Source organism: Rhodococcus sp. Q, from assembly GCF_005503035.1.
GTDB lineage: Bacteria > Actinomycetota > Actinomycetes > Mycobacteriales > Mycobacteriaceae > Rhodococcus_G.
This window is the reverse complement of record NZ_SCOY01000050.1, coordinates 1-25,604: the sequence shown is the minus strand read 5'-3', so window position 1 is coordinate 25,604 and position 25,604 is coordinate 1. Positions and strand designations below refer to the sequence as shown.

Sequence of the window (25,604 nt, the reverse complement as noted above, 5' to 3'; positions counted from 1 at the left end):
GTGCTCACCGAAACCGGGTCCGAGCACAACGCTGTCGGCAAGACCATCGTGTACCGGGCAACCGACGAGGAGGGCGCCCAGCAGATCGTCGAGGAGTTCTCCAACGACCTCACCTCCCAGGGATACACCGTCGCTCCGACCCCGCCCGGCCTGCCGACCGCCCGGTGCTTCACCAAGGACACCATCCACGGGACCGCGGACCTTTGCATCGTCGCCAACGGCCGCTACGTCGGGGAAGCATCCGGCCTCGACAACAAGACCGATGTCGACCAGCAGATCTCTGCGCAGTACCTGATCCTGCAGAAGGCGGACCAGAACGCCGACTAAGTAACCGTCTGTGGCGGGTGCACGATAGGAGAGGTATGTACACCCGACCGCAGGGACCAGCAACACCCCACCTGTCTGATGACCCAGCGATTCAGGCATTCGTTGGCCTGGTGTGGGGTATCGGCTTGCAGGCATGGATTGCACTAGGTGGAGACTTCTCAACCTACCCAGGGAGCTAGTCATGAGTTACGACATGCAGCCCATCGGTGACATGTGGGGAATCACAAGCATCGTATGGAATTGGCTAGCCCAGTACTTCTAGGCCCGCTGTACGGATCAGGATTTGCCCGGTGTCTCTTGGGCGCCGGCTGGATCCTCGACGACGACGGCAGTCTCCCTCGGGGCTGACCTGAGCCACAAAAAGGTGGCCTCACCGCGAACTGCGGTGAGGCCACCTTTGCGTGTTGACCTGCGGCCGGAAGGACGCCACTGTCGCGTCGGTTGGCTCGACCCTGCCTCCGAACCGGGGCCGCAGCCCTATCACTGCCAGGTTCAGTCTCCGTCGTCCTTCGCGTCGGGAGGAAGTTCGACAGCGCCGTCCTCGAGTCCGGGAACCTTTCCGCCGCCCGGAACATCCAACTTGTGACGCACAACCAAGTGGAATCCACTCAGCCGCAGGGAGACTCGATGAACATGCACCAGCCCTCCACCTTCACCTACGCCGGTGCCCCCAACACCGTGACCGCGCCGCCGCTCCCGGCGTCGAACGCCGGGTGGGCCGCCGCAGCGCTGCTGTTCTTCTGGCCGCTCGCGTTCGCCGCGTTCAACCACTCCTCCCGCGTCTACCCGCTGTGGGCCACCGGTGACTACACCGGAGCGCAACACGCATCCGACCGCGCCAAGTCGCTCGGCAAGACCTCCCTGCTCCTCTGGGTCGTCTTCTTCGTCCTGATGGTGGTGCTCTACGGCGTTGTCATCGCGCTCGCCTTCACCATGCCGTCAACGCACGGCTGATCACGTGCCACGATGTTCCATCCCCTCCCACCCAGCGAGCACCCCAACAGGCGCACCACGCCGACACACCCAGCCCTGCTGAGCGCACCAGTCGTGCAGACTGTTCGAGTGGTACCCGAACCGGACAGTCGACAGTCGCTGCCATCGCGTGATCGGCTAGGCGACCTCGCCGACAGCGGATTCCGCTACGACGTCGGCGAACCCGGACCACCAGGCGACCCAAAGGCCGAGCTGGCGATGCTCGTCCAGGTCCGCGCATTCCTCCAGAAGGCCGAGGGCCCCGACTTCCGGCCCACCACCCGACTCGTCGACGAAGCCCTCGACCGGATGAACGACGACCCTGGGACCGCGGAGTAGAGGACTTTCGCCATCTGGGCTGGCCAGGCGATGGGCCCACCGCCCGCCTGTCGCCGCCCCTCCGGAAGGGGCGGGGACATTCGCGCCCGACCCATGACCCAAGCATCTGAGCGATCTGGCGTGACCCGGTCAACGGGTGCCACCCAACAGCACGGAGGGAAGTTCCGTCCCTCAACGGGGATGATCGGAGACCCGGCCGCGGGATGCGCAGGCAGGCAACGGAATACGAAGGTGCCCAGCGGATCGACTATCCGCTGGACACCTTCACATGGCCCCGAACCTACTCGCGATCGACACCATCGCCGTCGCGGTCAGGTTTCGAGCTGTAGCCGGGATCTCCGCGGTTAATGGGCGCAGCGCGGGCCGCGCGGACGGCCGAGCAGTTGGCGTAGCTGACCGACTCGGGTGCGGGGGGAGGTGAAACCACTGCGGGTGCGGGTGCGGGTGCGACGATCGGGGCAACTGCAGCCGCCTGGGTGGGCGCAGGCGGCGTGTATTCGGGCGCCGAGACAATGGTGGCTCCGTGCCCAACACCTTCCGTCCCCCTGAGAGGCATCGGCTGATCTCACGTGTGCCTCCTTCGAACCTCCACAGCAATAGCAAAGGCCTAGTCTCACTGGACTCCAATCACCTACGGCTATGGCTATGGCTATGGCTATGGCTATGGCTATGGACTAAGCGAGATCGATGGGCGGCTCAGATTCGTGCAGTTGGGCAACTCCGTGTCGATCGGTGTCCGTGCGCGTCGTCTCCGACTGCTTCGGCGCCGCAGGTACCCACTCCCGCAGCCGCTGAACGACAACACCGTAGAAGGCGTCCGTCGAGGAGGTCACGGAGGACACGAAACTCGTCGCGGTACCCGATCGGCGACTGCCCATGGCGAATGCCTGTTCGAGGCCGAAGGAGACGATGTCGCCGCTCCTGCCGTTCGTGAGGATCTTCGGGTCCACTCGAACCGCGTCCAGATGTTCGCAGGCTTCGTTGCCGCGCTCGGAGAAGATCGCCTCTACCTGAATGTCACCAGGAGCATCTTTGAGCTGTTTGAGCAGCCATGCCATACGCCGGGCTGGAGTTCCCTCATTTGGCGAGTTCACGGTGGTTCGGCAGCGAATCTTGTTCGTCCGCACATCGGCGACCACGATGAGATCGCCAGCGGTTTCAGGGATACGCAACACGGCTTCGAACACCCCGTCTGTTGCTAGCCGCTCAGCCACTGCTGCGTTCCGGGCAGCAGGGTCATTGGAGTGTCGTCGAGGCAGAACTTGCTTTACGGTGACGCCGAGCTCGGCGGTCAGCCTCAGCGCGAGGTGCCGCGAGAGTGATGCCCAGGTGTCGGCCACTGTCAGTGCCTTCGGGTCACTTGGACGAAGGGTTCCCGCGGTCACTGCGTCGCGCACGGAGACCCAGTGCCGTCCCATATCCACAAATTCCGTGGCACCTGACCGTGGGTGGTCGAGGTAGCGAAGGAACTCTGCGAGTATCCATGCCTGCAGCTCAGTGTCGAGCCCGCCGTGTGAAAGAAGCATCCTCGCTTCGTGGGCCACTTCGGCCCAGGAGAGGTGCCGGAGAGCGACCTTGGTGAGCTTTCGGCGGTCGACGTCGACTGGCAGCTCGCCCGCGCTGGCGGGGACATCGTTCGTCAGACTGATGACAACGTCGTACTTCTTCTTTCGGGCAACATCAAGGTAGTTTTCGAGCTGCTCCTTTCGGAGCTTGCCGTTTCCTGTCTTGACCTCGAGCAGTCCGGTCCACAGCCGGCTCCCTCGGGATACCTTGAGAACGGCGTCGGGAATGACCCTCGTCTCCCCATGCTCGTACTGCACTTCGACAAAGCCCTCGAATGTCCCTGCAGGAGCGCCCATTCTGCCGCACAGGGCGCGAGCGAAGGGCCGTACTGCCTGCATTGTGGCGATGAAGGCCGACGTTGCTCGCCGTTCTTGTTCATCACCCGATCCGACGCCGACAACCGAGAACAACCGTGCAGGCTGCCACGAATCGTGTTCTGCAAGGGTGAACTCGCGTGGAGCGACCTTCTTGACAGCCTTCTTTGTGGTCCGCACACCCCGGGTCTTCTTGCCACCTGCCACGGTGGATGACGCCTTGATCGGCTGGTGAGTCGCTGTTGCGGTGTCCTCTGTTTGGTTCGTTGCAGACTCGTGTTCCGGCAGCAGATCATCGTTGGCGTCGACATCGCTCTCAGCCTCTGCGGAGGACGGCTCTTCATCGATTTCGACGCCGAAGTCCGTCGCCAGCCCAGAGAGCCCGGTGTCCCATCCCTGCCCTACCGCCCGGACCTTCCACTCGTCGCCGCGGCGGTACACCTCACCGAACACGAATGCAGCCTCGGTTGTTGCATCAGCGGTGGTGTACTCAGCCAGTGTGTGCCCGCCGGCATCGACAATGCGGAGTGCGAGTTTCCCGAGGTCACCGAAGTCTCCTGCGCCGACGCTGCCAACCAACGCGATCGTGTGAACGGTTTCCGGGACGGTCGACAGATTGATCGAGATACGTGCTTGAGCTCCCTCTCCCGTCGCGCTGGCTCCCAGAAACTGGACAGAGCCGTCATTCGATTCAGGCTGGTTGTAGAAGACGAAGTCGCCGTCTGACGAGACTTTCCTGGAATCGTTCAGCAGCAAAGCGGAGGCATCTACCTCGATCTCGGTTTCAGCCCACCCAAGTACCGCGTCGATCTGCAGGACGTCCGTGGGCAGGACGATGTTCTGCCCCTTTGACAACAACGGAGACTCCACCGGATTCACTTTCGCTCGGACTGAACTCGTTATGTTCGGGATCGATCAGGGCCTGAGCTGACGACGAGGCCGTGGTCACATCAGGACAGCATGCTATCGGCGGTCTCGGACTCCCGGAACATCACCCAGCAAACGCAACCGCAACCAGGCGAACCGCTCGTGGCGTAGCCCGGCCTGGCTCCCAACTCGTTGTCCATTCTTCGAATGACATTGAGGGCTGGTGGGAGTCGCGGACATCCCAGCAGGCCTGTAGAGGCGACCAAGCCGGTTGAGCGCATCCACGGTTAACTCGACGGATCTGGTGTCGACGCGGCTGAGAAGCTCACTCAGCCTGGGGAATCTCGTTCGTCCTGAAGCCACCTCGACCTGCCCGATCACGCCACCGCTGGCGTGGTCCATCGTCACCAAAGGCGCCAGTAGAGGGATTGCAGTAGCTGGGGGGGAATCATGGCGGACCAGTCACCTCGAAACCAAACGGGGTGCGTCCACCTTGTCACTCGCGGCGGAATACTCTCTTGCCGCCAGGACACAGCAACGGATTACGGAGATCTCGATGGTTGAGCCACTCAGCGTGGACAATGCCAAGCAGGGATTCGACAAGGCTTTCGGCGGCTTCAGCAAGTTCGCACGTAGTAGCTCAAAGCAGCTGGTCGAGCAGACCAGCGATCTCAAGGCCGCCGCTGTGGACACCGTAGAGAAGCTGACCGCGAAGAAGCCCGACCCCTACGCCGAAGCCATATCCGAGTACAACGGCGCGTTCACCTCAATGAACGACAAGGGTCTTTCTCTCCTACGCCAGCGCGAACGTTCGACGGACCTGATCGAGCTCGTCGCGCTGCTGGTCAACAGCATCGTCAACACTCCGAAGTCGTTCGAGACCGACTTCGAGGAGATCGATTTCGACAAAGCCGAGTTTCTGGCAGCAGAGGAGTTCGCACGGAAGGATCTCGAAGCCGCGCGAAAGTCGGCTGCCGGCGCCACTGCCGGGTTCACCGCGGGTGCGGCGGTCGCGAGCATGGCCCCGACAGCTGCGCTCTGGGTCGCCACCACCTTCGGTACTGCATCGACAGGCACCGCGATCTCCGCACTCTCCGGGGCTGCTGCGACCAACGCTGCTATGGCCTGGCTCGGCGGAGGAGCCCTCGCAGCGGGAGGCGGAGGCACTGCGGCAGGCGGTGCCTTGCTCGCCCTCGCCGGCCCCATCGGCTGGACGGTCGCAGGGGCCACCCTCCTCGCGTCAATCGCCCTGTTCACCAAGAACAAGTTCGAGAACCGCGAGGCGAAGCAAGAGGCGCTGACCTCGGTGAAGCAGAACACCGCGCTCATCAAGGGCATGGATGCCCAGATTGATGACTTCCTCCAGCGCACCGGCTCTCTTCGCGAGCTGCTCGTACGGAGTTACAGCGAAGCGCTGAGGTACTTCGGCGCCGACTTCCGCGCTTTGTCCGCGCCCCAGCAGTCCCAGCTCGTCGCGCTGGTGAACAACACAAAGGCATGCGCAGCCCTGCTGAACAAGCGCATTGAGCAGCACGCCGATGCTGAGTGACGCGGCAAAGCTTGGGAAGAGCAACCAGGAACAGGCTGTCGCCGCCTGGGTGAACTATCTCAACCAGCTCCGCCTGGACAACCTGCTGCATGCTCTCAACCGGCAGGACATCAATTTGAAGGACGCGCTCGCCAGCGTCGACGAGGCGATCCGGAAGATCGACCTTGAGGTGGTCGCAACCAACCGTGGCGGGATGAAGGGCATGCACGGCTTCATCGCCGAGGTCGCAGAGGTGGGTGTCGGCAACGCTCGGAGCCAGATCCGCGGCGGGGGCGCCGTCTATCAGTGGGTTAATGACAATGGCCCCGTGGACCTGATGCGCGGCGGCGTGCAGATCCAGCAGAAGTTCGTTGCGGCCGGCGGACGCTTCGGCCTCGGCGCGATCACCGAACACCTCCAGAAGTATCCCGACTTCGTCGAGAGCGGCGGGAAATACCAGATCCCCCTCGACCACTTCGAGGTGATCCAGAAGCTCCACGCCATGCCACGCGAGGAAGCTGGCAAGCTCCTGACGCTCGGCGGCGACGGCCCGTCGCTCAAGGACTGGGCGCGAGTCCACGCCTTCTTCAAGGAGGGATCTGTCGGCATCGAGTCGCTCGAGCCCTCGCACCTGAGGTACCCCGAGGTTCAGAAGGGCGCCTACGGCGCGACTCTGGAGACCGAGAAGGATTCCCTCCGCTCCACCGACCAGTCCCTGCGGGACGCTGCCTACCAGGAAAGCCGGCCGACCCCGCGGGCGGGTATGAAGGCCACGCTTGCGGCCGCCGCCATCGAGGGCGGGACCGCCTTGGCGCTGGCCGTGGTCGAGAAACGCCGTGCGGGAAAGCAGCTCAGAGACTTCACTAGCGAGGACTGGGCCGACGTCGCGGGCGAAGGCGGTCTCGGCGTCGCGAAGGGCGGGGTCCGGGGGGTCAGCATCTACTGGCTCACGAACTTCACCGCCACCTCCGCAGCCGTCGCCAGCTCGATCGTCACCGCGGCCTTCGGCGTCGCGGAGCAGGCGAACAAGCTCCGTCGTGGCGAGATCGATGAGCTGGAGTTCATCGAGAGCGCGGAACTCGTCTGCCTGGAGACCGCCATCAGCGCCCTCTCATCCCTCGCCGGGCAGGCTCTCATTCCCGTGCCGGTCCTCGGCGCCGTGATCGGCAACTCCGTCGGCATCATCATGTATAGGGCCGCCTCGTCCTCCCTCTCCAAGCGGGAGGCTTCATTGATCCTGCACTACGTCGACGAACAGCGAGCTCTCGACGAGCAACTCGCCGCCGAACACCAGGGGCTCATCGAGCAGCTCGAGGCGAGCATGTCCGACTACCTCGGGGTGCTCGAACGGGCCTTCTCTCTTGACGTGGAGGTCGCCCTCCTCGGATCGGTCGAGCTAGCACTTGAACTCGGGGTGGCTTCGGACGAGGTCTTGAACTCCGAGGAAGAAGTCCTCGCCTACTTTCTCGACTAGCGATTACCCCGAGGCGCCCAGTCGGGTCCGCCGACCATCGGATTGGTGGACTCGGTCCGGCCACGCAGGTCGTAGATGTCGGCGACACCGAGCGCGGTGAGGGCCGCGACGTCTGCGACGGAGATTGTCCAGTCCGTTGGACCGGAAGAAGATGCGTACCGTCCTCGGTGACGCATCCCTCCCCCTCGTCGCCTGCGGCGTCCCGAAAGTTGGCGACGGAGGGAGCTGCGGGGTGTTCACCGGGATCGTCCCGGCGGGGCCGCCGATCTCGGGTGCGCCACCGGCAGGTCCGGACAGGACGGTGCCGAGCGGACCCGCGGCAGATCCGGAATCGACGGCGCCGGCCGCCGCCGAGGTCGACGGAAGCAGTCCGCTGGCGATCGCAACCGCGGCGACGGTGTTCATGGTTGTGCGAGACAAGATGAAGCCTCTCTGTGGCATCGAGTGATGAATCGGAGTCGACAGAAAGCCGTCGGTGAGCGGTGCGCTGCGCGCACCGCTATGCAAACCTGTATTCACTCCGATGAGCCAGCGCGCTAACCGCAGCATTTCCGGCTCCCGGTCCTTCACTTGCGCGCGACGGGAACGCCTGCGTTGCAACGCTTGTCGGCATCCCACCCCGGGCCGACACTCCCACCGAGGCCACCCGCGCTGGTGCGCTGACTCCCTCGTCGACCACAGGACCTGCCCGCCGACACCGCGCCCGTGACCGATGAATCTGGACCCCGACGGTCAGGGGCAACCCGGTTCACCTCGTCGGCCGGCGGGCGCGTGATCAGTCACAAACAGATGCGCGAGGGTTCAGGTTGTCCTGGTTTCGGCCCAGTCGAGGATGTCTTGGATTTCGAGAGAAGAGCGGACGGGCGCGTTCGACTAGCGCAGCGGGCACCGGTACTCCAGCGGACGCGGCCTCCACGGTGGAGGTCGCGGCGCCGGTGATCTAGGTTGATCATCGTTTCAGTCAGCTCGTGATGGGGGATATACGTGTTCGGCTTCTATGTGGCGATGCTGTTCGTCAGCGGAATCGTCATGATCGTTGTGGCGCTGGTGGCCTCCGGACTGCACCTCGGCCGCCGCATTGTCAACGGTCTCATCGGCGCCGCGTTCCTGAGCTACGGCATCTACCTGGCCGTGTTCTTCGACAGCGGTGAGTACCGGATCTTCCTCTGGGTCTTCATCCTCCCGCTCACCTTGCTGGTCGACGCGGTGCGCACCGCCGAAGACCCCGCGCCTCCGCGGCCCGCGGCTCCTCGCCCGGACACTTCCAGCCACCCAGCCCCGGCGCCGGCTCCGCGTCGTACCGCCGCCACCCGCGAACGCATCGCCGCGGCCAAGGCTGCCCAACTCGAGGCCCTGCGCGCCAAGCATGCCGCCAGGAGCGATGAGTCCGACGATCGCGTGCCGTCTACGCCTGCCTGACGAGAGGTATGGCGGCGGCAACGAAACCATCAATGGTTTGCTCCGCCAGTATCTTCCCCGTCACCTTGACCTACGCGCCGCCCGATCCATCACCGCTCACGATCCACGATCCAACTCGCGTCGTGTCCGTCGTCAGCGGAGGCCGGCCCGCGCCGCCACCAGATGCGGGGTCAGCTCGTCGACCTCGTCGCTGGCGGGGCCGCACCGTGCAGTGGGGCTGACCCGTCGGGGACCGGACGGCGTCCAGCGCACTCCCCTGCTGCGGGTGATGCTGCCGTCCGGTCGCGTCGGTGAGCTCTGCTGTCGCTGACCTCAGGGCGTCGGTGGATGATCGCAGAGATGGAAGACACCGAGCACTGCGATCACTCCGTGCTGTCGGGTGTCACTCGCACGCGACGCCGTCGCCGTCACGGTCGAGCTTCGAGCTGTATCCGGGTTCTCCGGCGTGCAGCGGTGCCGCGCCTGCGGCCCGGACTGCAGAGCAGTTCGCGTAGGTAGTGCTCGCCTGCGGCACAGGGTCCGGTGCGGGCGCCGGTCGCGGTGCGGGAGCGGGCGCCGGTGCCGGTGCCGGTGCCGGTGCCGGTGCCACGAACGGAACAGGTGCGGGTGCGGGTGCACTCGTCGGGTCGGGCACCACACTTGCCGGGGCGGGCGCTGGGGCGGGGCCGGGGGCGGTGTCGCAGTCCGCGAGAACCCTTGCGATGGCGTCCTTCTCGGCCTGGGTGACCCACAGTCCGTACGCTGCCTTCACCTCGACCTGCCGGGTGACGTAGGTGCAGCGGTAGGCCTTGTTCGGCGGCAGCCACGTCGCGGCGTCACCGTCGCTCTTCTGACTGTTGGTGGGACCGTCGACGGCCTGCAGGTTGCGGGGATCGTTCGCGAAGTTCCGGCGGGTCTGTTCGTCGAGCTGTTGCGCGCCCTTCTGCCAGGCATCCGAAAGTGCCACGACGTGGTCGATCTGCACCGCCGTCGAGGTGCCTTCGCCGCGAAGGAAGTTGATCCGCTTCCCGGTGTAGGTGTCGTCGAGGACACCGGCCGCGACGACGCAGTCGCGTGTGCCCGGCTTGAACGTCTCCTCGGTCAGATCGCGCTGCAGGATGTCGTTGCGGGTGTCGCAGCCGTTGTGGCCGCCGGCGACGGTGACGTCATCGGACCACGCCTGCCCGAACAGGTCTCGGTCGTAGCCGGTTTTCGGGGCGCGTCCCTTGACCGGCAACCCCTCGAGCAATGCCACCGCGGCGACCGGTGCGGCTGACGGCGCCGTCGATGCCGGTGTGGCCGCCGCCGTCGAAGTTTGGGGGGCCGTCGTCGGGTTGGCTACCGCAGTTGCTGAGCTTTGGAGCTCGATTGCTGGGTTCGCATCCGCGCCGCCGCCGCAACCGGTCAGCGTCAAGGCACCGATCAGTGCCAGGGATCCGAGAAGGACTGGGTGCGTGTGACGCTGGGTGACGGCAAAGGTCGAACTGGACACGAGGTAACGCTCTCCATCTGGCAGGGATCCGACCGGATCGGAACTGTCCGGTCAAGACTGCCATGCTCGCTGGCCGACGATCTCGATGGCAAGCACACCGTGAAATTCATTCAATTGAATGACAGTTGAACGTGGGGCACCGACTGACGCCGAACATGTTGCAGCGGTGCAGATGTCACAATGATGGCCGAGCCTGGCCCTGCTCGCTAGGGCTAGCCGAGTTGTGCGCGCACGTTCGCGGCGAGCCCGAATGGGGTTAGGCGAGCCGGAGGGGTTCCACATGGACGGCGCGGGCATGCTCGTGACGAGTAACGAACTCGCGTGTTGGGACGGTTTATTCGCAGGGGGGCACCGTCCAGTCCCCTCGGGGTGCGTGGAAAGATCGACGCAAATCGGACAGTTGCAGGGGCTTTGCTAGCGGAGGGGGAGAAAGTGCAGTTGTCGAAGGGGTCGAAGACCGACCTGACGGACGGCCGGTACACCGTCGCGATCACGACGGCGCCCGCAGGAAGCGGCGTGGACATCGCCGCGGTCCTCCTCGGCTCCGACGGCCGCGTCCGTAGCGACAACGACTTCGTGTTCTTCAACAACCCGAAAGCCGATGGTGTTGCTCTGGTCTCGGACACCGAGATCACGGTCGACCTGGACGCGGTGCCCGCTGATGTCGATCGCGTCCTGATCACTGGCAGCACCGAGGCGAATGGCACCACGTTCCGCGACGTGCCCGGACTGTCCGTCGACATCGCCGGCCCAAGCCAGCAGCTGACGTTCGTCCCGGCCGGTCTCAGCGTCGAAACCGTCCTGCAGGTGGTGGCGTTCTACCGACGCGCAGCCGGCTGGAAGCTCGATGCGATCGGGCAGGGCTACGGCGAAGGCCTGGCGAAGTTCGCGACCGAGCACGGCATCGTCGTCGACGACCCCGGCACGGACGAGCTGGCACCGGCCGCCGCTCCCCCTGCACCGGCGCCGATTCCCGCCACCACGCCTGCGCCCGCCGTCGCCCCGACGCGGCCGACACCTGCGCCCGCGGCTACCCCTGCCGCGGCGCCGATCAGCTTCGAGAAGGTCCGGATTTCGCTGACGAAGGACTCGGCGAACAAGACCGCGCGGATCGATCTGCGCAAGAGCCAGGGAGATCCGAACTGGGTCCTGACCGTTGGCCTCGAGTGGGACGGCCGCGGAGCCAAGTACGACCGCCACGGCGCAGTGAAGCGCTACGGCGAAGGTGACCTCGACGTGTACTTCTTCTGCCGCAACGAGGAGACCAACGATTACGTCGTCATCAGTGGTGAGAAGAACCATCGCGGCAGTCTCGACACGTGGCCGCACATCTACCACTACGGCGACAGCCTGGGACCCGGTCGCGGCAACAAGCCGGCCACCGAGCAGGTCCGCGTACTCCCGAAGGAGAACGGGGATCTACTGGTGAACGTCTATCAGAGCGTCGACAACGGCGCCGGCGCCATCGACACGTTCGGCAAGCCGAGGGTCGTGATCCGCTACGGCCGCGCGGGCCGTGACGGGCTCCCTGGCCCGGATGCCGACGAGATCCTGGTCTACGTGGGCAACGGCAAGAATTCGTTCTGGGCGACAGTGGCGCACATCGACGTCCAGGACGGTGTGCTCACCGTCGAAGGCGAAACCCGATACAGCGGCTTCGCAAGCGAACGCATGCCGGTTCTGGACACGGCAGGTAACTGGGTGCGTAAGGCCCCAGACGGGCCGGTCGGGCGAAGCAAGAAGCGCAATCGCGGGATCGGCCTGACGAAATACACCGGACGGTGCCCCGACCCGAAGTAGACCCGGTATCAATTCCGACAGTGGAATGGTCCGCGCACCCGCGCGTCCACACGCCGACGCGCTGGCCGCGTGGGCAACCGACCGACACCCGATACAGGAGGACCGATGGCGTTCTGGGATCAGCTTAAGGCGAAGACCCAGGAACTGAACGGACAGTTGCAGGTCAAGACTGCCCAGTTCAAGAACAAGGAGTTCGCCAACGGCTCGATGGCGATGTGCGCGCTGATCGCCGCCGCGGACGGCAGCATCGACCCGTCCGAGCGGCAGAAGACCGCGGCGCTGATCATGTCGAACGAGTCGCTGAAGGTCTTCGCCTTCGAGGAGCTGCGACAGAAGTTCGACTGGTACTGCGACAAGCTGAACGGTGACTTCGACTTCGGCAAGGTCGAGGCGACCGCCACGATCGCCAAGCTCAAGTCCAAGCCCGAACAGGCGCGCGCGGTGATTCAGATCGGCATCATCATCGGCGGTGCGGACGGCAACTTCGACGAGCACGAGAAGAAGGCAGTCAAGGAGGCCTGCTTCGCGGTCGGGATCAACCCGGGCGAGTTCGACCTCTGAGATCTGTTCGCGCACGGAACGTGTCGGGGGCCGGGGGTACAACTTTCCCCTGGCGCCCGTTCAGTGCCGCACCTCGCGCAGACCGACCCTAGTTTTTGACCCGGATCGACCGGACGCATCCCGGTCCCCGATCCACCCACACCGACCTCGGGGAATGTCCCGGGTGGGCGGTACCGCATACCCGGTTCCGGCATACGCCGAGAATCGTTACAGCACAACGAGTCCAGGAGGACGAACATGGGCGTGAGCCTGACCAAGGGTGGCAATGTCTCGCTGACCAAGGAGGCCCCCGGATTGACTGCGGTTGCTGTCGGTCTCGGCTGGGATCTGCGGAGCACGACCGGGCAGGACTTCGACCTCGACGCGTCCGCGATCGCGCTGGGCGCCGACAAGAAGGTCGTCTCCGACCAGCACTTCGTCTACTTCAACAACCTCAAGTCCGCGGACGGCTCCATCGAGCACACCGGCGACAACACCACCGGTGAGGGCGACGGCGACGACGAGATCATCAAGGTCGACCTCGCGGCCGTGCCGGCGAACGTCGACTCGATCGTGTTCCCCGTCTCGATCTACGACGCCGACAACCGCAGCCAGTCGTTCGGTCAGGTCCGCAACGCCTACATCCGCGTCGTCAACCAGGCCGGTGGCTCCGAGCTCGCTCGCTACGACCTGTCGGAGGACGCCTCCACCGAGACCGCGATGGTCTTCGGTGAGCTCTACCGCAACGGCGCGGACTGGAAGTTCCGTGCCGTCGGCCAGGGCTACGCCTCCGGCCTGGCGGGTATCGCCAAGGACTTCGGCGTCAACGTCTAGGACACCACCCGACCGGTGGTGGTGCGACGACTGCGGTCTGTCGCACCACCACCGCCGCGGACTGCGCCGGGGACCCCTAGATCCCACCGGTTAGCGCAGTTCGTCCCGCCGGGGCGCAGCGGCCAGCCGATCGCCCCTCCCAACCTTTCTCGAATGGAGTAGCCATGAGTGTGTCCCTCGCCAAGGGCGGCAATGTTTCCCTGTCGAAGCAGACGGCGAACCTGACATCGATCACCGTCGGTCTCGGCTGGGACCAGCGCACCACCACCGGCGCCGCGTACGACCTTGACGCCTCCGTGCTGCTGACCGGCGCCGAGCGGAAGGTGCTGTCGGACCAGCACTTCATCTTCTACAACAACCTCAAGTCCCCGGACGGGGCGGTCGAGCACACCGGCGACAACCTCACCGGTGAGGGTGACGGCGACGACGAGTCGATCAACATCGACCTGGTCGCACTCGAGCAGCGCGTGACGAACATCTACTTCCCGGTCTCGATCCACGACGCCGTCGAGCGTGGTCAGTCGTTCGGTCAGGTCATCAACGCGTTCATCCGCATTGTCGACCGCAACACCGGCATCGAGCTGGCCCGCTACGACCTGTCGGAGGACGCCTCCACCGAGACCGCCATGATCTTCGGTGAGGTCTACCGCAACGGCGCCGAGTGGAAGTTCCGGGCCGTCGGCCAGGGCTACGCGTCCGGCCTCGCGGGCATCGCCCGCGACTACGGCGTGAACATCTGAGTCTCGCCTCGACCTGGTGTTGGTGCCGGGTCCGCACTGCCCCGGCACCAACACACCCTTCCCTTGAGAAAGGCCACATCCCGTGGTACTTCGCACATTCGGCATCTCGATTGTCGTAACCGTCGTCTCCCTGGTGGTGGCGTTTCTCTACGGCGGCCCCCAGGCGCTCCTGCTGGCCGCCATCCTCGGCATCTTCGAGGTCTCCCTCTCCTTCGACAACGCGGTCATCAACGCGACCGTGCTGCGTCGGATGAGTGAGTTCTGGCAGAAGATCTTCCTCACCGTCGGCATCCTCATCGCCGTGTTCGGCATGCGGCTGGTGTTCCCGCTGGTCATCGTGTGGCTCGCCTCGGGGCTGGGCCCCGCCGCGGCACTGGACCTGGCGTTGAACCCGCCCGCCGACGGCGCCGCGTACTTCCCGGACGGGTCACCGAGCTACGAGACCCTAATCACCGACGCGCACCCGCAGATCGCCGCGTTCGGTGGCATGTTCCTGCTGATGCTCTTCCTCGGATTCATCCTCGAGGAGAAGGAGATCACCTGGCTGTCGTGGATCGAACGGCCGCTCGAGAAGATCGGCAAGCTCGACCAGCTCGAGGTTGTCATCGCCGCCGGCCTGCTCGTGCTCACCGCGGTGTTCATCGCCCCCGCCGACGAGACCTCCACCGTCATGATCGCCGGTGCGCTGGGCATGATCACCTACATCGCCGTCAACGGCCTCGGTGAACTGTTCAACGTCGCCGAAGAGGACGAGACGACGGGACGGTCCGGGCCGACCGAACTGGCCAAGGCCACCGGCAAGGCCGGCTTCTTCCTGTTCCTCTACCTCGAGGTCCTCGACGCGTCGTTCTCGTTCGACGGTGTCATCGGTGCCTTCGCCATCACCTCCGACCCGATCATCATCGCGTTGGGTCTCGGCTTCATCGGCGCCATGTTCGTCCGGTCCCTCACGGTGTACTTGGTCCGTCAGGGAACGCTGTCGGAGTACGTGTACCTCGAGCACGGCGCGCACTGGGCGATCGGTGCGCTCGCGCTGATCCTGCTGTACTCCATCGGAACCCACGTCAACGAGATCTTCACCGGCCTGATCGGTGTCGTGCTCATCGTCGCGGCGCTGGTCACCAGCATCATCCGCAACAAGCGCAATCCCGACACCGAGGGTGACACCGATGGCGACCTCGATCCCGACGAGCGCCTGACCGTCAACGCCTGACCCACTGGCGTCACCCGCGTTCCTCGCGCCCCACCCCGCAGGCCGGGGTGGGGCGCGACCTCAACCAGACAAGGAGCCGCACCATGGCGATCAACCTGAGCAAGGTGACCCTCGACAAGGCCACCCCCACCATCTCCCTGGCGAAGTCGGGTGACGGTCAGGGCACGATGCGAGTGAACCTGAACTGGGCCGCCAGCACCGCGGCTCCGGCGAAGGGCCTGTTCGGCAAGCTCAAGGCCACGGCGGCGCCGAGCATCGATCTGGACCTCGCGGCGATGTACGAACTGGCCGACGGGTCCGTCGGTATCGTTCAGGCGCTCGGAAATGGGTTCGGCGCGTTGAATCAGCGTCCGTTCATCCATCTCGACGGTGACGACCGCAGTGGCAGCAACACCGACGGGGAGAACCTGCACATCAATCTCGCCGACATCACTCAGTTCCGGCGGATCCTGATCTTCGCGTACATCTACGAGGGTGCACCGAACTGGTCGCAGGCCAACGGTGTCGTCACCCTGTTCCCGACGTCGGGCCCGCAGGTCGAGGTCAAGCTCGACTCGGCGGACAACCAGGCCATCTCCTGCGCGATCGCGATGTTGGAGAGCAACGGTCGCGAGCTGACCGTCACCCGCGAGGTCCGCTACATCCGCGGATACCAGGACAAGGTCGATGAGGCGTACGGGTTCGGCATGAACTGGTCGCGGGCCCGCAAGTAGCAGGCGAGCAGCTCAGACCGGGGTGTGGGCGGGCGCGTCGCAGGGCTGCCCGCCCACACCATGCACGGCCGTCCCTTGAAAGGATCCGTTCACCTCGTGACCATCTTGACCCGCGGCGCCAACACCCGCATCACTACCGCTGCGACGACCGTCGCCGTAACGGGTACGACCCCCGGAAGTGTCGACCTGTTCGTCTTTCAGCTCGACAAGGGCCGCAAGGTCCGCCGCGATGAGGACCTGGTGTTCTTCAACAATCGGGCGTCGCCGGAAGGCGCGGTGTCCCTTGCCGCTCCGGGGCAGGTCCGTCTCGACCTCGCGGCGATCCCCACGGACATCGAACGGATCGCCGTGGCGGTGTCGGTCGACGAGTCGGTCCCGGGCCCGCTGTCGGCGGTGCCGGCGCTCGCCGTCGTGGTGAGCCAGGCCGATGGAACGATGGTGTCGGCGGCAGCGGAGGGGCTGACCTCGGAACGCTCCGCGGTCCTGCTCGAGGTGTACCGCCACAACGGGATGTGGAAGGTCCGCAACGTCAGCGCCGGCTGGGACAACGGACTCAAGGCACTGGTCGTCGAGCATGGCGTCAGTGTCGACGACGCGCCCGCTCCGCCGCCGCCGGTGCAGCCACCGGCGCCGCGTCCCGCGCAACCTCCGGCACCCCACCCTATCCAACAGTCGCCGGCACCTGCTCCCCCGCAACCGCGGCCGACACCGGCGCCGCAGCCAGTGCGGTTGCAGAAGGTCGTGCTCACGAAGGCGAGCCCCACGGTCTCGCTCGCCAAGAGCGGCCAGACAGGGACGATGCGGATCAACCTCAACTGGACTCGTGGCCGCGGCGGCTTCTTCCGGGCAGGCGCAATCGATCTCGACCTCGCGTGCCTCTACCAGCTCAAGGACGGATCCAAGGGAGTTGTCCAAGCTCTCGGCAAGTCGTTCGGCAACCTGCACCACCCGCCGTACATCCACCTCGACGGTGACGATCGCAGCGGCAACAACACATCCGGCGAGAACCTTCACATCAACCTCGCGCACCTGGGTGACTTCAAGCGCATCCTGATCTTCGCGTACATCTACGACGGTGCCCCCAACTGGTCGTCGGCAGACGGCGTCGTCACGCTCTACCCGCCCACGGGACCCGAGGTGGAGGTTCGTCTGGACTCCCCGGACAACCGTGCCCGCTCCTGCGCGATCGCCCTGCTCAAGAACGAGAAGAACGAGCTGATCGTCACCCGCGAGGTCAAATACATTCACGGAACTCAGTCGGAGATCTCGAAGGCCTACCGGTGGGGACTCAAGTGGACCGCTGGCCGTAAGTAGCAGCCGCACTCTTACTGCGACACAAGACCATCCATCTCGACACACCTTTCGGGTGAGGCAGGGGGAACACGCGATGCAGCTCAGCAAAGGCCAGAACACGACTGTTCCTGGTGACCGGATCACGGTCTCGGTGTCCTGGCCGCGGTCCCACGACTGCGACGCCGACCTGTCCGCGTTGCTGTTGCAGGGCGGTCGTGTCCGCAGCGACGACGACTTCGTCTTCTACAACCAGGCGCAGTCCCCCGACGGGTCGATCACCCTCGCCGGCAAGACGCACACCGCTGATGTCGTCACCGACACCCTCACGTGCGCGCTGGCCGACACCGATCCCGTGGTGGACACGATCGCCGTCGCGGTCAGCGTCGACGGCGCCCCCTCCGCGCGGCTGGCGGACCTCGCACCGATCACCGTGGTGATGACCGCACAGGCCGAGACGTTCACGTTCGTTCTCGGTGATCTGTCCGACGAGACCGCGGCGGTGACCGCCGAGCTGTACCGGCGCAACGGAACCTGGAAGGTCCGTGCCGTCGGCCAGGGCTACCGCGACGGGCTCGCGGGTGTGGCGCGGGACTTCGGTATCACCGTCGACGACGAGGCGCCCTCGCCGGCGCCGGTACCGGCCGCCGACTCGGGGGTCGACTGGGGCAACCCGCCGGTTCCCGCCGGCTACGAGATCTGACGGAAGCGAGGTGGACTGACTATGGGTTTCCGGTTCCAGAAGCGAATCAAGCTCGCCCCCGGGGTGTCACTGAACGTGTCCAAGTCCGGGATTGGGTATTCCGTCGGCGGGAAGGGTGTGCGGGTCACCAAGAGCGCGAACGGGCGTGTCACGCGCACCCTGTCGGTGCCGGGGACGGGTCTGTCGCACTCGCAGACCGTCCGGCGTGCACCGTCGCGGCGCTCGAGTGCCCCCACGAGGAGCACTCCCACCAGGAGTACTCCCCCGAGTGCGCTCGGACCGCTGCCCCCGTTCCAGCCGGTCGCCGCGACACCGCCGCCGGTGCATCGGCCGCAGTGGGCGCTCGACGTCCTCGCCCTCGCCGACGCGCAGGACCCGACCTTGTTTCCGCCGGTGGCCAGGTACTGGGGACCGTCGATGCCGGAACTGCGGATCCTCGTTGCCACCCTCGAAGGGTTGCTGCACTTCACCCAGGGCGCCGGCGATCCCGACCGCACGGGGCGCGCCCGCGAGCTGCTGGCGTGGTCGATCGCCCAGCAGGCCGATGTCACGCGGATCGAACCGCTGCTCGCGGAACTCGCCGACCACAGCTGGCCGGTGGAGATCGTGCACGGGGTCACTGCGAACCTGCATCTCGGTGACGCCGTCGCCGCGTTGGCCGTGGCCGAACTGCACCAGGAAGCCGGCGCCCTCGACGCGGCGATCGATGCGGTGGAACGGATCTCGTCGCCGTCGACGCCCGCAGCGCTGTCACTCGCTGACCTCTACAGCGAGGCGGGCCGTGACAACGACGTCATCGACCTGACCACCGGCATCACCAACGAGGACGACGCGACGGCGCTTCTGCTGGCGCTGCGCGGGCGGGCGTTCGGTCGGCAAGGCTATGCCGAAGCGGCCCGGGAATCGTTCAAGGAAGCGTTGCGGATCCGATCCCGTTCGGCGAGCGTGCGGCACCGTGCCCTGATCGAGCGCGCGCAGGTCGATCTCGGCCAGAACCGGAAAGCCGCTGCCCGTAAGAGTTTGGAGAAGATCCTGTCCGAGGACCCGGCGTATCCCGGCCTGACCGAGGCGCTCGCCGCGCTGCCCGCATCATGAGTGCGCCCTCGCAGGTGTGCCCTGGTATCGGATCACCCATCGCGCCTGACCATCCGGCCGCCCCGAACGACCTCGGATAGCGTCGCGCCGTGGCCAGCACATTCATGCGCAAGTGGTTCGCCGGTGACTCGGGCGACGACCCCGCAGCCGTCGAGGCGTACGGAGCGATGACGTCCGCGTTCCTGCAGTCCGATCAGCTGATCACCGCCATCGAGGATGGTGTGTCAGCGGCCCGCGCGATCGACCCGGCGGGCCAGGTGACGCAGCAGTGGGCACCGATCCGGGAACGGCATTCGGCGGCGACCGCGACCTACCTGCAGTTGCAGCGCCCGGCGCCGGATTCGCCGTACCAGGGCGCACCGGTCTACCAGGAGTGCACTCGCACACTGGAGCAGGTGTGCGCCGAGATGACTCGGTTCCGGGACAGGTTCAGTGACTCGCTCGGTCGCGCCCGCGCCGCACAGCAGATGGCAGTCCAGTCCGCGCAGCAGGCCCGGGTCGCCGCGAATGCCGCCGTCGCCGCGCTCGATGACGCGGGGAACCTGCCGTTTCTGCAGTACCCGTCGGTGATCGCCGCCGTCGATGTCCTTGCCGCGCAGATCCGCACGCTCGACGCCGTCACCGACAGTGCCCACCGGCGGGATGTGGCCGGCGCGGTCACCGACGCGGCCGCCGCGGTGCACGCGGCCCTCGCGGCGGCGCCGGGGCGAGGCATCGAGGCGCAGAACGCTGTCCGGTCGATCGCGACCCGGATCAGTGCGGTCGCGACCCGCGCCGAGCAGATGGGGCCGACGCGATCGGCGTTGCTGCGGGAGTTCAGCGCGGCCTGCTCGAACGATCTCGTCGACAACGATCGTGTCGCGGCGGCTGCGGCCGCGGCTGCGGACCAGGAGCTGCGGGCAGCGCGCGCCGAGATCGCCGCGGCTCGACCCGAATCCGCTCTGGCGCACTGCGCCTCGGCGCGCGATCACCTCCGGGCCGCCGACGATGCGGTCGACGCGGTCACCGACCGGCTCCGGTCGCTGCGAGAGATTCGCTCCGACCCGGCTCAGGCAGCGGACAAGGTGCGGTTCCGGTTGCGGGACGCGCAGCAGCTCGCTCTGCAGCGCGACCTCGTCGGCGAGTGGGGGTCGGTCCTCGACGCCCAGGTCGACCGGATTGACCGCGCGTGTGCCGCACTGACCGGAGTGCACCCCGACTACTGGACCTACATGACCGACCTCGAGGCGATCGACCGCTTCATCAACGGGGTCGTCGACCGCATGAGAGGCCGTGCATGACTCGCCACCTAGCTGCCCCCGAGTGTCGGGTGGGGCAGGCGTTGACCCATTTCCACCAGTTGGACCCCCAGACGCGGGAGCGGTTGTTCCTGCATCCGCCGACACCGTTCGCCGACACCGACCCCCGCGACCGGCTTGCGGTTGCGCTCGGCGCCACCTTGTATGTGCCGGGGAACCGGCCCGACCTGGCGGAGACGATCACCCGCCGGTGCGACGAGGGTGTGATGTCGATGGTGATCGACCTCGAGGACGCCGTCGCCGACGACCAGGTCGATGTCGCGCTCGCAGGTGCGGTGGACGCTCTCGACCGGCTCGCCGGGACCCCGACGGCCGGGATGTTGCTGTTCGTGCGGGTTCGCACCGCCTCCGAGATTCGTGCCATCGCCGCCACTCTCGGGCCCGGCGTCACGGCTCTGACCGGGTTCGTGGTCCCCAAGTTCACCGCGGCAACCGGCGCCGAAAGCCTTGCAGCGGTGGCGGAGGCGTCGGAGGCGTTGGGGAAGGACCTGTATGTGATGCCGGTCCTCGAGTCGCCGGTTCTGGCGTATCGGGAGGCACGTGACACCGAACTTCAGTCGATCGCGACGCTGCTCGCCGCCCACCGGCAGCGGGTGCTCGCGGTGCGGGTCGGTGCCACCGACATGTGCGGGCTGTTCGGTATTCGCCGCGACCGTGACCTGACGATCTACGACGTGCGGGTGGTCTCCGATGTGATCGCCTCCATCGTGAACTATCTCGGGCGCATGGACGGAACGGGATTCGTGATCACCGGGCCGGTGTGGGAGTACTTCGCCGACCACGAACGCATGTTCCGGCCGCAGTTGCGGGAGACACCGTTCGCGGAGCACGACGCGGTGCGGTTCCGGCAGCAGCTGGTCAGTCGTGACCTCGACGGTCTGCTGCGGGAGATTGCCCTCGACCACGCCAACGGCATCCAGGGCAAGACCGTCATCCATCCCTCGCATGTCGCGCCGGTGCATGCGCTCGCCACGGTGACGCACGAGGAGTATCACGACGCCATCGATGTTCTCGGCGGTGATGCCGGTGGGGTGTTGGCGTCCGGGTACGGCAACAAGATGAACGAACTCAAGCCGCACCGGGACTGGGCGCAGCGTGTCGTGCTGCGCGCATCGGTGTTCGGTGTGACCAATCAGGGAGTGACTTTCGTGGATGTTCTGACCGCTCTGGCCGCGCGATGATGCCCGCCACCACCGCAGGGGCGTCGGCGTGGGCGACCGAGCGGTTCGGCCTTGCCCTCCACGAGACCGGGGTGGGTGGGCGATGGCCGGTCACCGATCTCGTGCAGCCGGGCCTGCGCCGCAACCCGCGGCGCGCGCACCTGCTGGTGTCCACCGTCCTCGGCAAGCACCTGCCCACCGACCCGGCGCGGGTGCGCGGCGCCGCCGACGCGCTCGCCGACCAGGTGGCCGTGGTCCTCGGCCCGGATGCGGCCACTGGCGCGGTCGTGCTCGGGTTCGCCGAAACCGCAACCGGTCTCGGGCATGCGGTGGCCGCCCGGCTGGGGGCGGCCTGCTACCTGCATTCGACGCGGCGGCACACCGCCGGAGTGCCGGTGCTCGGCGGGTTCGAGGAGGGGCACTCGCATGCGACGTCGCACCTGCTCCAACCCACCTCCCCGGCGCTCTTCGCCAACGACGCCGCCCTGGTTCTGGTCGACGACGAGATCTCCACCGGGGCGACCGCGGTCGACGCGATCCGGGCGCTGCACGCGATCGCGCCCCGCGGCCGGTACGTGGTCGCCTCCCTCGTCGACATGTGTGAGGCCGAGCATCGGGCTGCCGTCGACGCCGCCGCTGCCGAACTGGGGGTGCGGATCGATCATGTCGCACTCGCGGTGGGCCGCACCGAACTGCCGGACGGGCTCACCGAGCGGGTCACCGCTCTCGATGCGCCGGTCCTCAATCCGATCGCCGACCGGCGTGGGGCGGCGATGGTGGTGCCGGTGCCGTGGCCCGCGGATCTGCCCGACGGGGGCCGCTACGGCATCCTCCGCGAGGACGGTGACGCGTTCGCCGCGGCCACTGCCGTGGCCGCCGCCACCGTCGCCCCAGTGCTCGACGAGGGGCGCCCGGTCATCGTCATCGGGCACGAAGAGCTGATGTACCTGCCGCTGTGCATCGCCGAAGCGCTCGCCGAGACCGGGTTCGCGGTCCGCTACCAGACCACCACCCGATCGCCGGCGTACGTGCACGACGATCCGGGCTATCCGCTGCGCCGCGGCTTCGAGTACTGCGCCCCCGAACCTGATCTCACCGCCCGCCGCTACCTCTACAACGCCGCGTGGCCGGATGCGGGCAGCACGGCGGCGCAGCTGCTGCTGGTGGTCGACACCCCCGCCGACACGAGCGAGTTGCGTGCGCCCGGTGGACTTCTCGACGTTCTCACTGCCGCCGGCCACGATGTCACCGTCGCCGTGGTCCCCGCCACCGATCACCATGCACTCACCGCCGCAAGGACCCACTCGTGACCACAGTCGACCGCGCACCTGACGCGCTCGCGGCGCCGCCGCTGACCGGCCCCGGTTTCGGGTCCTACACCGCAGACGACGTCACCTGGCTGCTCAAGGACCTCTCCGACATCGATCTCGAAGCTGACCTCGCCGAACGGGAGAAGGCCATCCAGGCCGGGGTCGCGCACTACGCCGAATCACTGCCGGTCGAATACCAGCCCGACGCCGCCTACCAGCAACTGTTCGATCAGGCGCTGGCCGAGTCCGCGCGGCGCCTCGCCGAAGCGGTCGGCACCGTCACCGAACTGCTGATCGCCGAGCGGGGACCGGACCTGACGTTGGTGTCGCTCGCGCGGGCCGGCACCCCGGTCGGGATCCTCATCCGCCGATGGGCGCAGCGATTCCACCGCCGCGGGTGGCCGCACTACGCGGTCTCGATCGTGCGTGGCCGCGGAATCGACACCGTCGCACTCGATCACATCACCGACCGCCACGATCCGGGGTCTGTGGTGTTCGTCGACGGGTGGACCGGCAAGGGCGCCATCACCCGCGAGCTGACCGCAGCATTGGACGCCTACGCCGCCGCCGGCGGGCCGCGCCTGTCGGATGATCTCGCGGTCCTGGCCGACCCCGGCCACTGCGTGCGCACGTACGGCACCCGCGACGACTTCCTCATCGCCTCCGCGTGCCTGAACTCCACGGTCTCGGGTCTGGTGTCCCGCACCGTCCTCAACGATCGGCACATCCGGACCGGGGAGTTTCACGGCGCGAAGTTCTACCGCGAACTGGCATCGCAGGATGTGTCGAATCGGCTGCTCGACACCGTCACCGCCGAATTCGACGCCGCCTACGACGCCGCGCTCGCCGCCGCCCGCCGGCTGGCCACCGTGGACCGTGCGCCGTCGTGGTCGGGGTGGGCGTCGGTGGACAAGGTCCGCGCCGAGTACGGCATCAGCTCGGTGAACTTCGTCAAACCCGGGGTCGGGGAAACCACCCGCGTGTTGCTGCGGCGGGTGCCGTGGAAGGTGCTCGTGCGGGACGCGGACGCCCCCGAGCACGCGCACATCCGCATGCTCGCCGCCGCTCGCGGCGTCCCGGTCGAGGTCGTACCGGGCCTCGCGTACTCGTGCATGGGCCTGATCAAGGAGCAGTCGTGAACCCGCGCTCATTCCTGGTCGCCACCGACCTCGACCGCACCATGATCTACTCCCGGACCGCGGCGGGTGAGCGGTTCGCCGCCACCTCACCGGTGTGCGTGGAGATCTACAACGACGCCCCCCTGTCGTACCTGACGGCGACCGCCCACACGCTCCTCGCCGAGCTGACCGCCCACGCGATCGTCGTGCCGACCACCACCCGCACACCCGCCCAATACGGGCGCATCGACCTGCCGTCGGGCCCGCATCGGTACGCGGTCACCAGCAACGGCGGCGCCATCCTCGTCGACGGGCAACCCGATCCCGTCTGGCGCGACCACATCGACCGGATCGGCGCCGCTGCCGGGCCCCCCGTCGGCGCCGTCGTCGACGAACTGGCCGGCCGCGTCAACGACAGTTGGGTGCGCAGCCTGCGGACCGCCGACGACCTGTTCTGCTACCTGGTCGTCGACACCGACCAGCAGCCAGGCGATTTCGTCGCCGAGTGGCGCGGCTGGTGTGAGCCGCGCGGCTGGAACGTCTCCCAGCAGGGCCGCAAGATCTACACGATGCCCAACGCCGTCACCAAGAGCGCCGCCGTGCGGGAAGTCCACGCCCGCCTCACCGCCGACCGCACCCTGCACGCCGACAGCGTTGTTCTCGCCGCCGGCGACGGGGTCCTCGACATCGATCTCCTCGAGTACGCCGACCTCGCGATCCGGCCCCGCCACGGCGAACTCGAGGAAACCCGGTGGCAGCATCCGGAGGTCGCCGTCACCGCCGCCCGCGGAATCACCGCCGGTGAGGAAATCCTCACCTGGTTCCACCAGCACGCCACCAGCACGGCCCACCCCGACATGACCGCAGCGCAAAGGACATCGACGTGCACCACGAGCTGAGCAAGGGTCAGAACGCGCCCCTGACCGCATCCGAGGTGATCGTCACGGTCACCGTCGACGCCCCCGCGGACCTGTCCGTGCTGCTGGTCACCGACGCCGGCACCGTCCGCGGAGACCACGACTTCGTGTTCTACAACCAGCCCACCGGCCCCGGGGTGCGCCTGCTCGCCGGGTTGTCGGGTCAGCCGGCGAGCCTCGCCGTCACCTTCGCCGACATCCCCACCGACATCAGCCAAGTGCGGGCCGTGGTGACCCTCGACGACGCCACCAGCCAGTTCGGGCGGCACGGCACTCCGGTCGCGCAGCTCCGGGACCGGGCGACGGGGAACCTGCTGTTCGAGTACCGCATCGACGGTCTCGCCACCGAGTCGATCGTCATCGCCCTCGACCTCTACCGTCGGCAGGGAACGTGGAAGGTCCGCGCGGTCGGGCAGGGATACGCCGGCGGGTTCGCGGCGCTGGTCACCGACCACGGCGTCACCGTCGACGACGCACCCACCCCGACCCCGGCCGTCACCGGCGTGGCCCCGACGATGACGGCGCCGCCGGTCGGTCATCACGCGGGCAACGGCGCCACCGCCGGAATCCACACCCCCACACCCGCTCCGGCCGAC

The 25,604-nt window shown here is 66.9% G+C and carries 26 protein-coding genes and 1 pseudogene; 23 read left to right on the top strand and 4 right to left on the bottom strand.

All coding sequences use genetic code 11. The features are described from left to right. The 3 genes from FFS72_RS26610 to FFS72_RS25085 form a co-directional block, all read left to right on the top strand. The coding region (locus FFS72_RS26610; protein WP_502704156.1) for a DUF7373 family lipoprotein at window positions 1-327 on the top strand (327 nt) is incomplete at its 5' end. Between the two features lie 627 nt (window positions 328-954). Then, window positions 955-1,281 (top strand): CD225/dispanin family protein, encoded by a 327-nt coding sequence (locus FFS72_RS25090; protein ID WP_137876493.1) that lies wholly within the window; start codon window positions 955-957, stop codon window positions 1,279-1,281. Window positions 1,282-1,389: 108 nt separating this feature from the next. Then, on the top strand, window positions 1,390-1,638 hold the full coding sequence (locus FFS72_RS25085) for a hypothetical protein (protein WP_137876492.1): 249 nt from the start codon (window positions 1,390-1,392) through the stop codon (window positions 1,636-1,638). A 280-nt stretch (window positions 1,639-1,918) separates the two neighbouring features. Here FFS72_RS25085 and FFS72_RS26890 read toward each other — a convergent pair whose 3' ends face one another. Further along, a complete protein-coding gene (locus tag FFS72_RS26890; RefSeq protein ID WP_249353519.1) occupies window positions 1,919-2,194 on the bottom strand; it encodes an excalibur calcium-binding domain-containing protein in 276 nt (91 codons plus the stop codon). 118 nt (window positions 2,195-2,312) lie between these two features. Continuing rightward, complete coding sequence (locus FFS72_RS25075; protein WP_137876491.1) at window positions 2,313-4,388, bottom strand: TerD family protein; 2,076 nt, start codon at window positions 4,386-4,388, stop codon at window positions 2,313-2,315. 553 nt (window positions 4,389-4,941) lie between these two features. On the opposite strand from FFS72_RS25075, the gene FFS72_RS25070 reads away from it, so the two are divergent. Next, a complete protein-coding gene (locus FFS72_RS25070) occupies window positions 4,942-5,934 on the top strand; it encodes a hypothetical protein (RefSeq protein WP_137876490.1) in 993 nt (330 codons plus the stop codon). After that, window positions 5,924-7,387 (top strand): hypothetical protein, encoded by a 1,464-nt coding sequence (locus FFS72_RS25065; protein ID WP_249353518.1) that lies wholly within the window; start codon window positions 5,924-5,926, stop codon window positions 7,385-7,387. Before FFS72_RS25070 ends, FFS72_RS25065 begins: the two co-directional genes overlap by 11 nt. Here the strand turns inward: FFS72_RS25065 and FFS72_RS25060 are convergent. Further along, window positions 7,384-7,563: a tyrosine-protein phosphatase gene (locus FFS72_RS25060; RefSeq protein ID WP_137876489.1), complete on the bottom strand. Its 180-nt coding sequence runs from the start codon at window positions 7,561-7,563 to the stop codon at window positions 7,384-7,386. The two genes, FFS72_RS25065 and FFS72_RS25060, sit on opposite strands and share 4 nt — an antisense overlap. Before the next feature lie 56 nt (window positions 7,564-7,619). Between FFS72_RS25060 and FFS72_RS25055 the strand changes: the two genes are divergently transcribed. Both FFS72_RS25055 and FFS72_RS25050 read left to right on the top strand, forming a co-directional pair. Further along, window positions 7,620-7,835: a hypothetical protein gene (locus tag FFS72_RS25055; RefSeq protein ID WP_137876488.1), complete on the top strand. Its 216-nt coding sequence runs from the start codon at window positions 7,620-7,622 to the stop codon at window positions 7,833-7,835. A 536-nt stretch (window positions 7,836-8,371) separates the two neighbouring features. Beyond that, window positions 8,372-8,806, top strand: coding sequence for a hypothetical protein (locus tag FFS72_RS25050; protein ID WP_137876487.1), 435 nt, complete (start codon window positions 8,372-8,374; stop codon window positions 8,804-8,806). A 382-nt stretch (window positions 8,807-9,188) separates the two neighbouring features. Here FFS72_RS25050 and FFS72_RS25045 read toward each other — a convergent pair whose 3' ends face one another. Next, window positions 9,189-10,277, bottom strand: coding sequence for a GmrSD restriction endonuclease domain-containing protein (locus FFS72_RS25045; protein ID WP_171018822.1), 1,089 nt, complete (start codon window positions 10,275-10,277; stop codon window positions 9,189-9,191). Window positions 10,278-10,709: 432 nt separating this feature from the next. Here FFS72_RS25045 and FFS72_RS25040 point away from each other — a divergent pair, with 432 nt between their 5' ends. The 16 genes and pseudogenes from FFS72_RS25040 to FFS72_RS24970 form a co-directional block, all read left to right on the top strand. Next, window positions 10,710-12,077 (top strand): TerD family protein, encoded by a 1,368-nt coding sequence (locus tag FFS72_RS25040; protein ID WP_249353517.1) that lies wholly within the window; start codon window positions 10,710-10,712, stop codon window positions 12,075-12,077. Window positions 12,078-12,182: 105 nt separating this feature from the next. Continuing rightward, window positions 12,183-12,638, top strand: a complete 456-nt coding sequence (locus FFS72_RS25035) for a tellurite resistance TerB family protein (protein WP_137876485.1) — start codon at window positions 12,183-12,185, stop codon at window positions 12,636-12,638. 237 nt (window positions 12,639-12,875) lie between these two features. Next, window positions 12,876-13,451 (top strand): TerD family protein, encoded by a 576-nt coding sequence (locus tag FFS72_RS25030; protein WP_137876484.1) that lies wholly within the window; start codon window positions 12,876-12,878, stop codon window positions 13,449-13,451. Window positions 13,452-13,615: 164 nt separating this feature from the next. Beyond that, on the top strand, window positions 13,616-14,191 hold the full coding sequence (locus FFS72_RS25025; RefSeq protein ID WP_137876483.1) for a TerD family protein: 576 nt from the start codon (window positions 13,616-13,618) through the stop codon (window positions 14,189-14,191). A gap of 82 nt (window positions 14,192-14,273) precedes the next feature. After that, window positions 14,274-15,404 carry a DUF475 domain-containing protein gene (locus FFS72_RS25020; RefSeq protein ID WP_137876482.1) on the top strand — a complete coding sequence of 377 codons (1,131 nt, stop codon included), beginning with the start codon at window positions 14,274-14,276 and terminating at the stop codon, window positions 15,402-15,404. Between the two features lie 83 nt (window positions 15,405-15,487). Continuing rightward, window positions 15,488-16,117 (top strand): TerD family protein, encoded by a 630-nt coding sequence (locus FFS72_RS25015; protein ID WP_137876481.1) that lies wholly within the window; start codon window positions 15,488-15,490, stop codon window positions 16,115-16,117. A 60-nt stretch (window positions 16,118-16,177) separates the two neighbouring features. Next, window positions 16,178-16,675, top strand: a pseudogene (locus tag FFS72_RS27180) (TerD family protein); the annotation flags it as partial. A gap of 105 nt (window positions 16,676-16,780) precedes the next feature. Beyond that, on the top strand, window positions 16,781-17,431 hold the full coding sequence (locus FFS72_RS27175; RefSeq protein ID WP_249353521.1) for a TerD family protein: 651 nt from the start codon (window positions 16,781-16,783) through the stop codon (window positions 17,429-17,431). Between the two features lie 73 nt (window positions 17,432-17,504). Beyond that, entirely contained in the window at window positions 17,505-18,110 is a 606-nt protein-coding gene (locus FFS72_RS25005) for a TerD family protein (RefSeq protein ID WP_137876479.1), read from the top strand. A gap of 21 nt (window positions 18,111-18,131) precedes the next feature. Continuing rightward, window positions 18,132-19,205 (top strand): DUF4236 domain-containing protein, encoded by a 1,074-nt coding sequence (locus FFS72_RS26690; RefSeq protein ID WP_212744394.1) that lies wholly within the window; start codon window positions 18,132-18,134, stop codon window positions 19,203-19,205. Between the two features lie 89 nt (window positions 19,206-19,294). Next, window positions 19,295-20,485 carry a hypothetical protein gene (locus FFS72_RS24995; protein ID WP_137876478.1) on the top strand — a complete coding sequence of 397 codons (1,191 nt, stop codon included), beginning with the start codon at window positions 19,295-19,297 and terminating at the stop codon, window positions 20,483-20,485. Beyond that, entirely contained in the window at window positions 20,482-21,684 is a 1,203-nt protein-coding gene (locus FFS72_RS24990; RefSeq protein WP_137876477.1) for an HpcH/HpaI aldolase/citrate lyase family protein, read from the top strand. Before FFS72_RS24995 ends, FFS72_RS24990 begins: the two co-directional genes overlap by 4 nt. Then, window positions 21,681-22,973 carry a phosphoribosyltransferase family protein gene (locus FFS72_RS24985; RefSeq protein ID WP_171018821.1) on the top strand — a complete coding sequence of 431 codons (1,293 nt, stop codon included), beginning with the start codon at window positions 21,681-21,683 and terminating at the stop codon, window positions 22,971-22,973. The genes FFS72_RS24990 and FFS72_RS24985 overlap by 4 nt, the downstream gene beginning before the upstream one ends. Further along, window positions 22,970-24,112 carry a cysteine protease StiP family protein gene (locus FFS72_RS24980; RefSeq protein WP_137876476.1) on the top strand — a complete coding sequence of 381 codons (1,143 nt, stop codon included), beginning with the start codon at window positions 22,970-22,972 and terminating at the stop codon, window positions 24,110-24,112. Before FFS72_RS24985 ends, FFS72_RS24980 begins: the two co-directional genes overlap by 4 nt. Window positions 24,113-24,153: 41 nt before the next feature. Continuing rightward, window positions 24,154-24,990, top strand: coding sequence for an HAD family hydrolase (locus tag FFS72_RS24975; protein WP_249353520.1), 837 nt, complete (start codon window positions 24,154-24,156; stop codon window positions 24,988-24,990). Then, window positions 24,975-25,604: TerD family protein (locus tag FFS72_RS24970; protein WP_171018820.1), on the top strand; the 630-nt coding region annotated here is incomplete at its 3' end. The genes FFS72_RS24975 and FFS72_RS24970, both read left to right, overlap by 16 nt.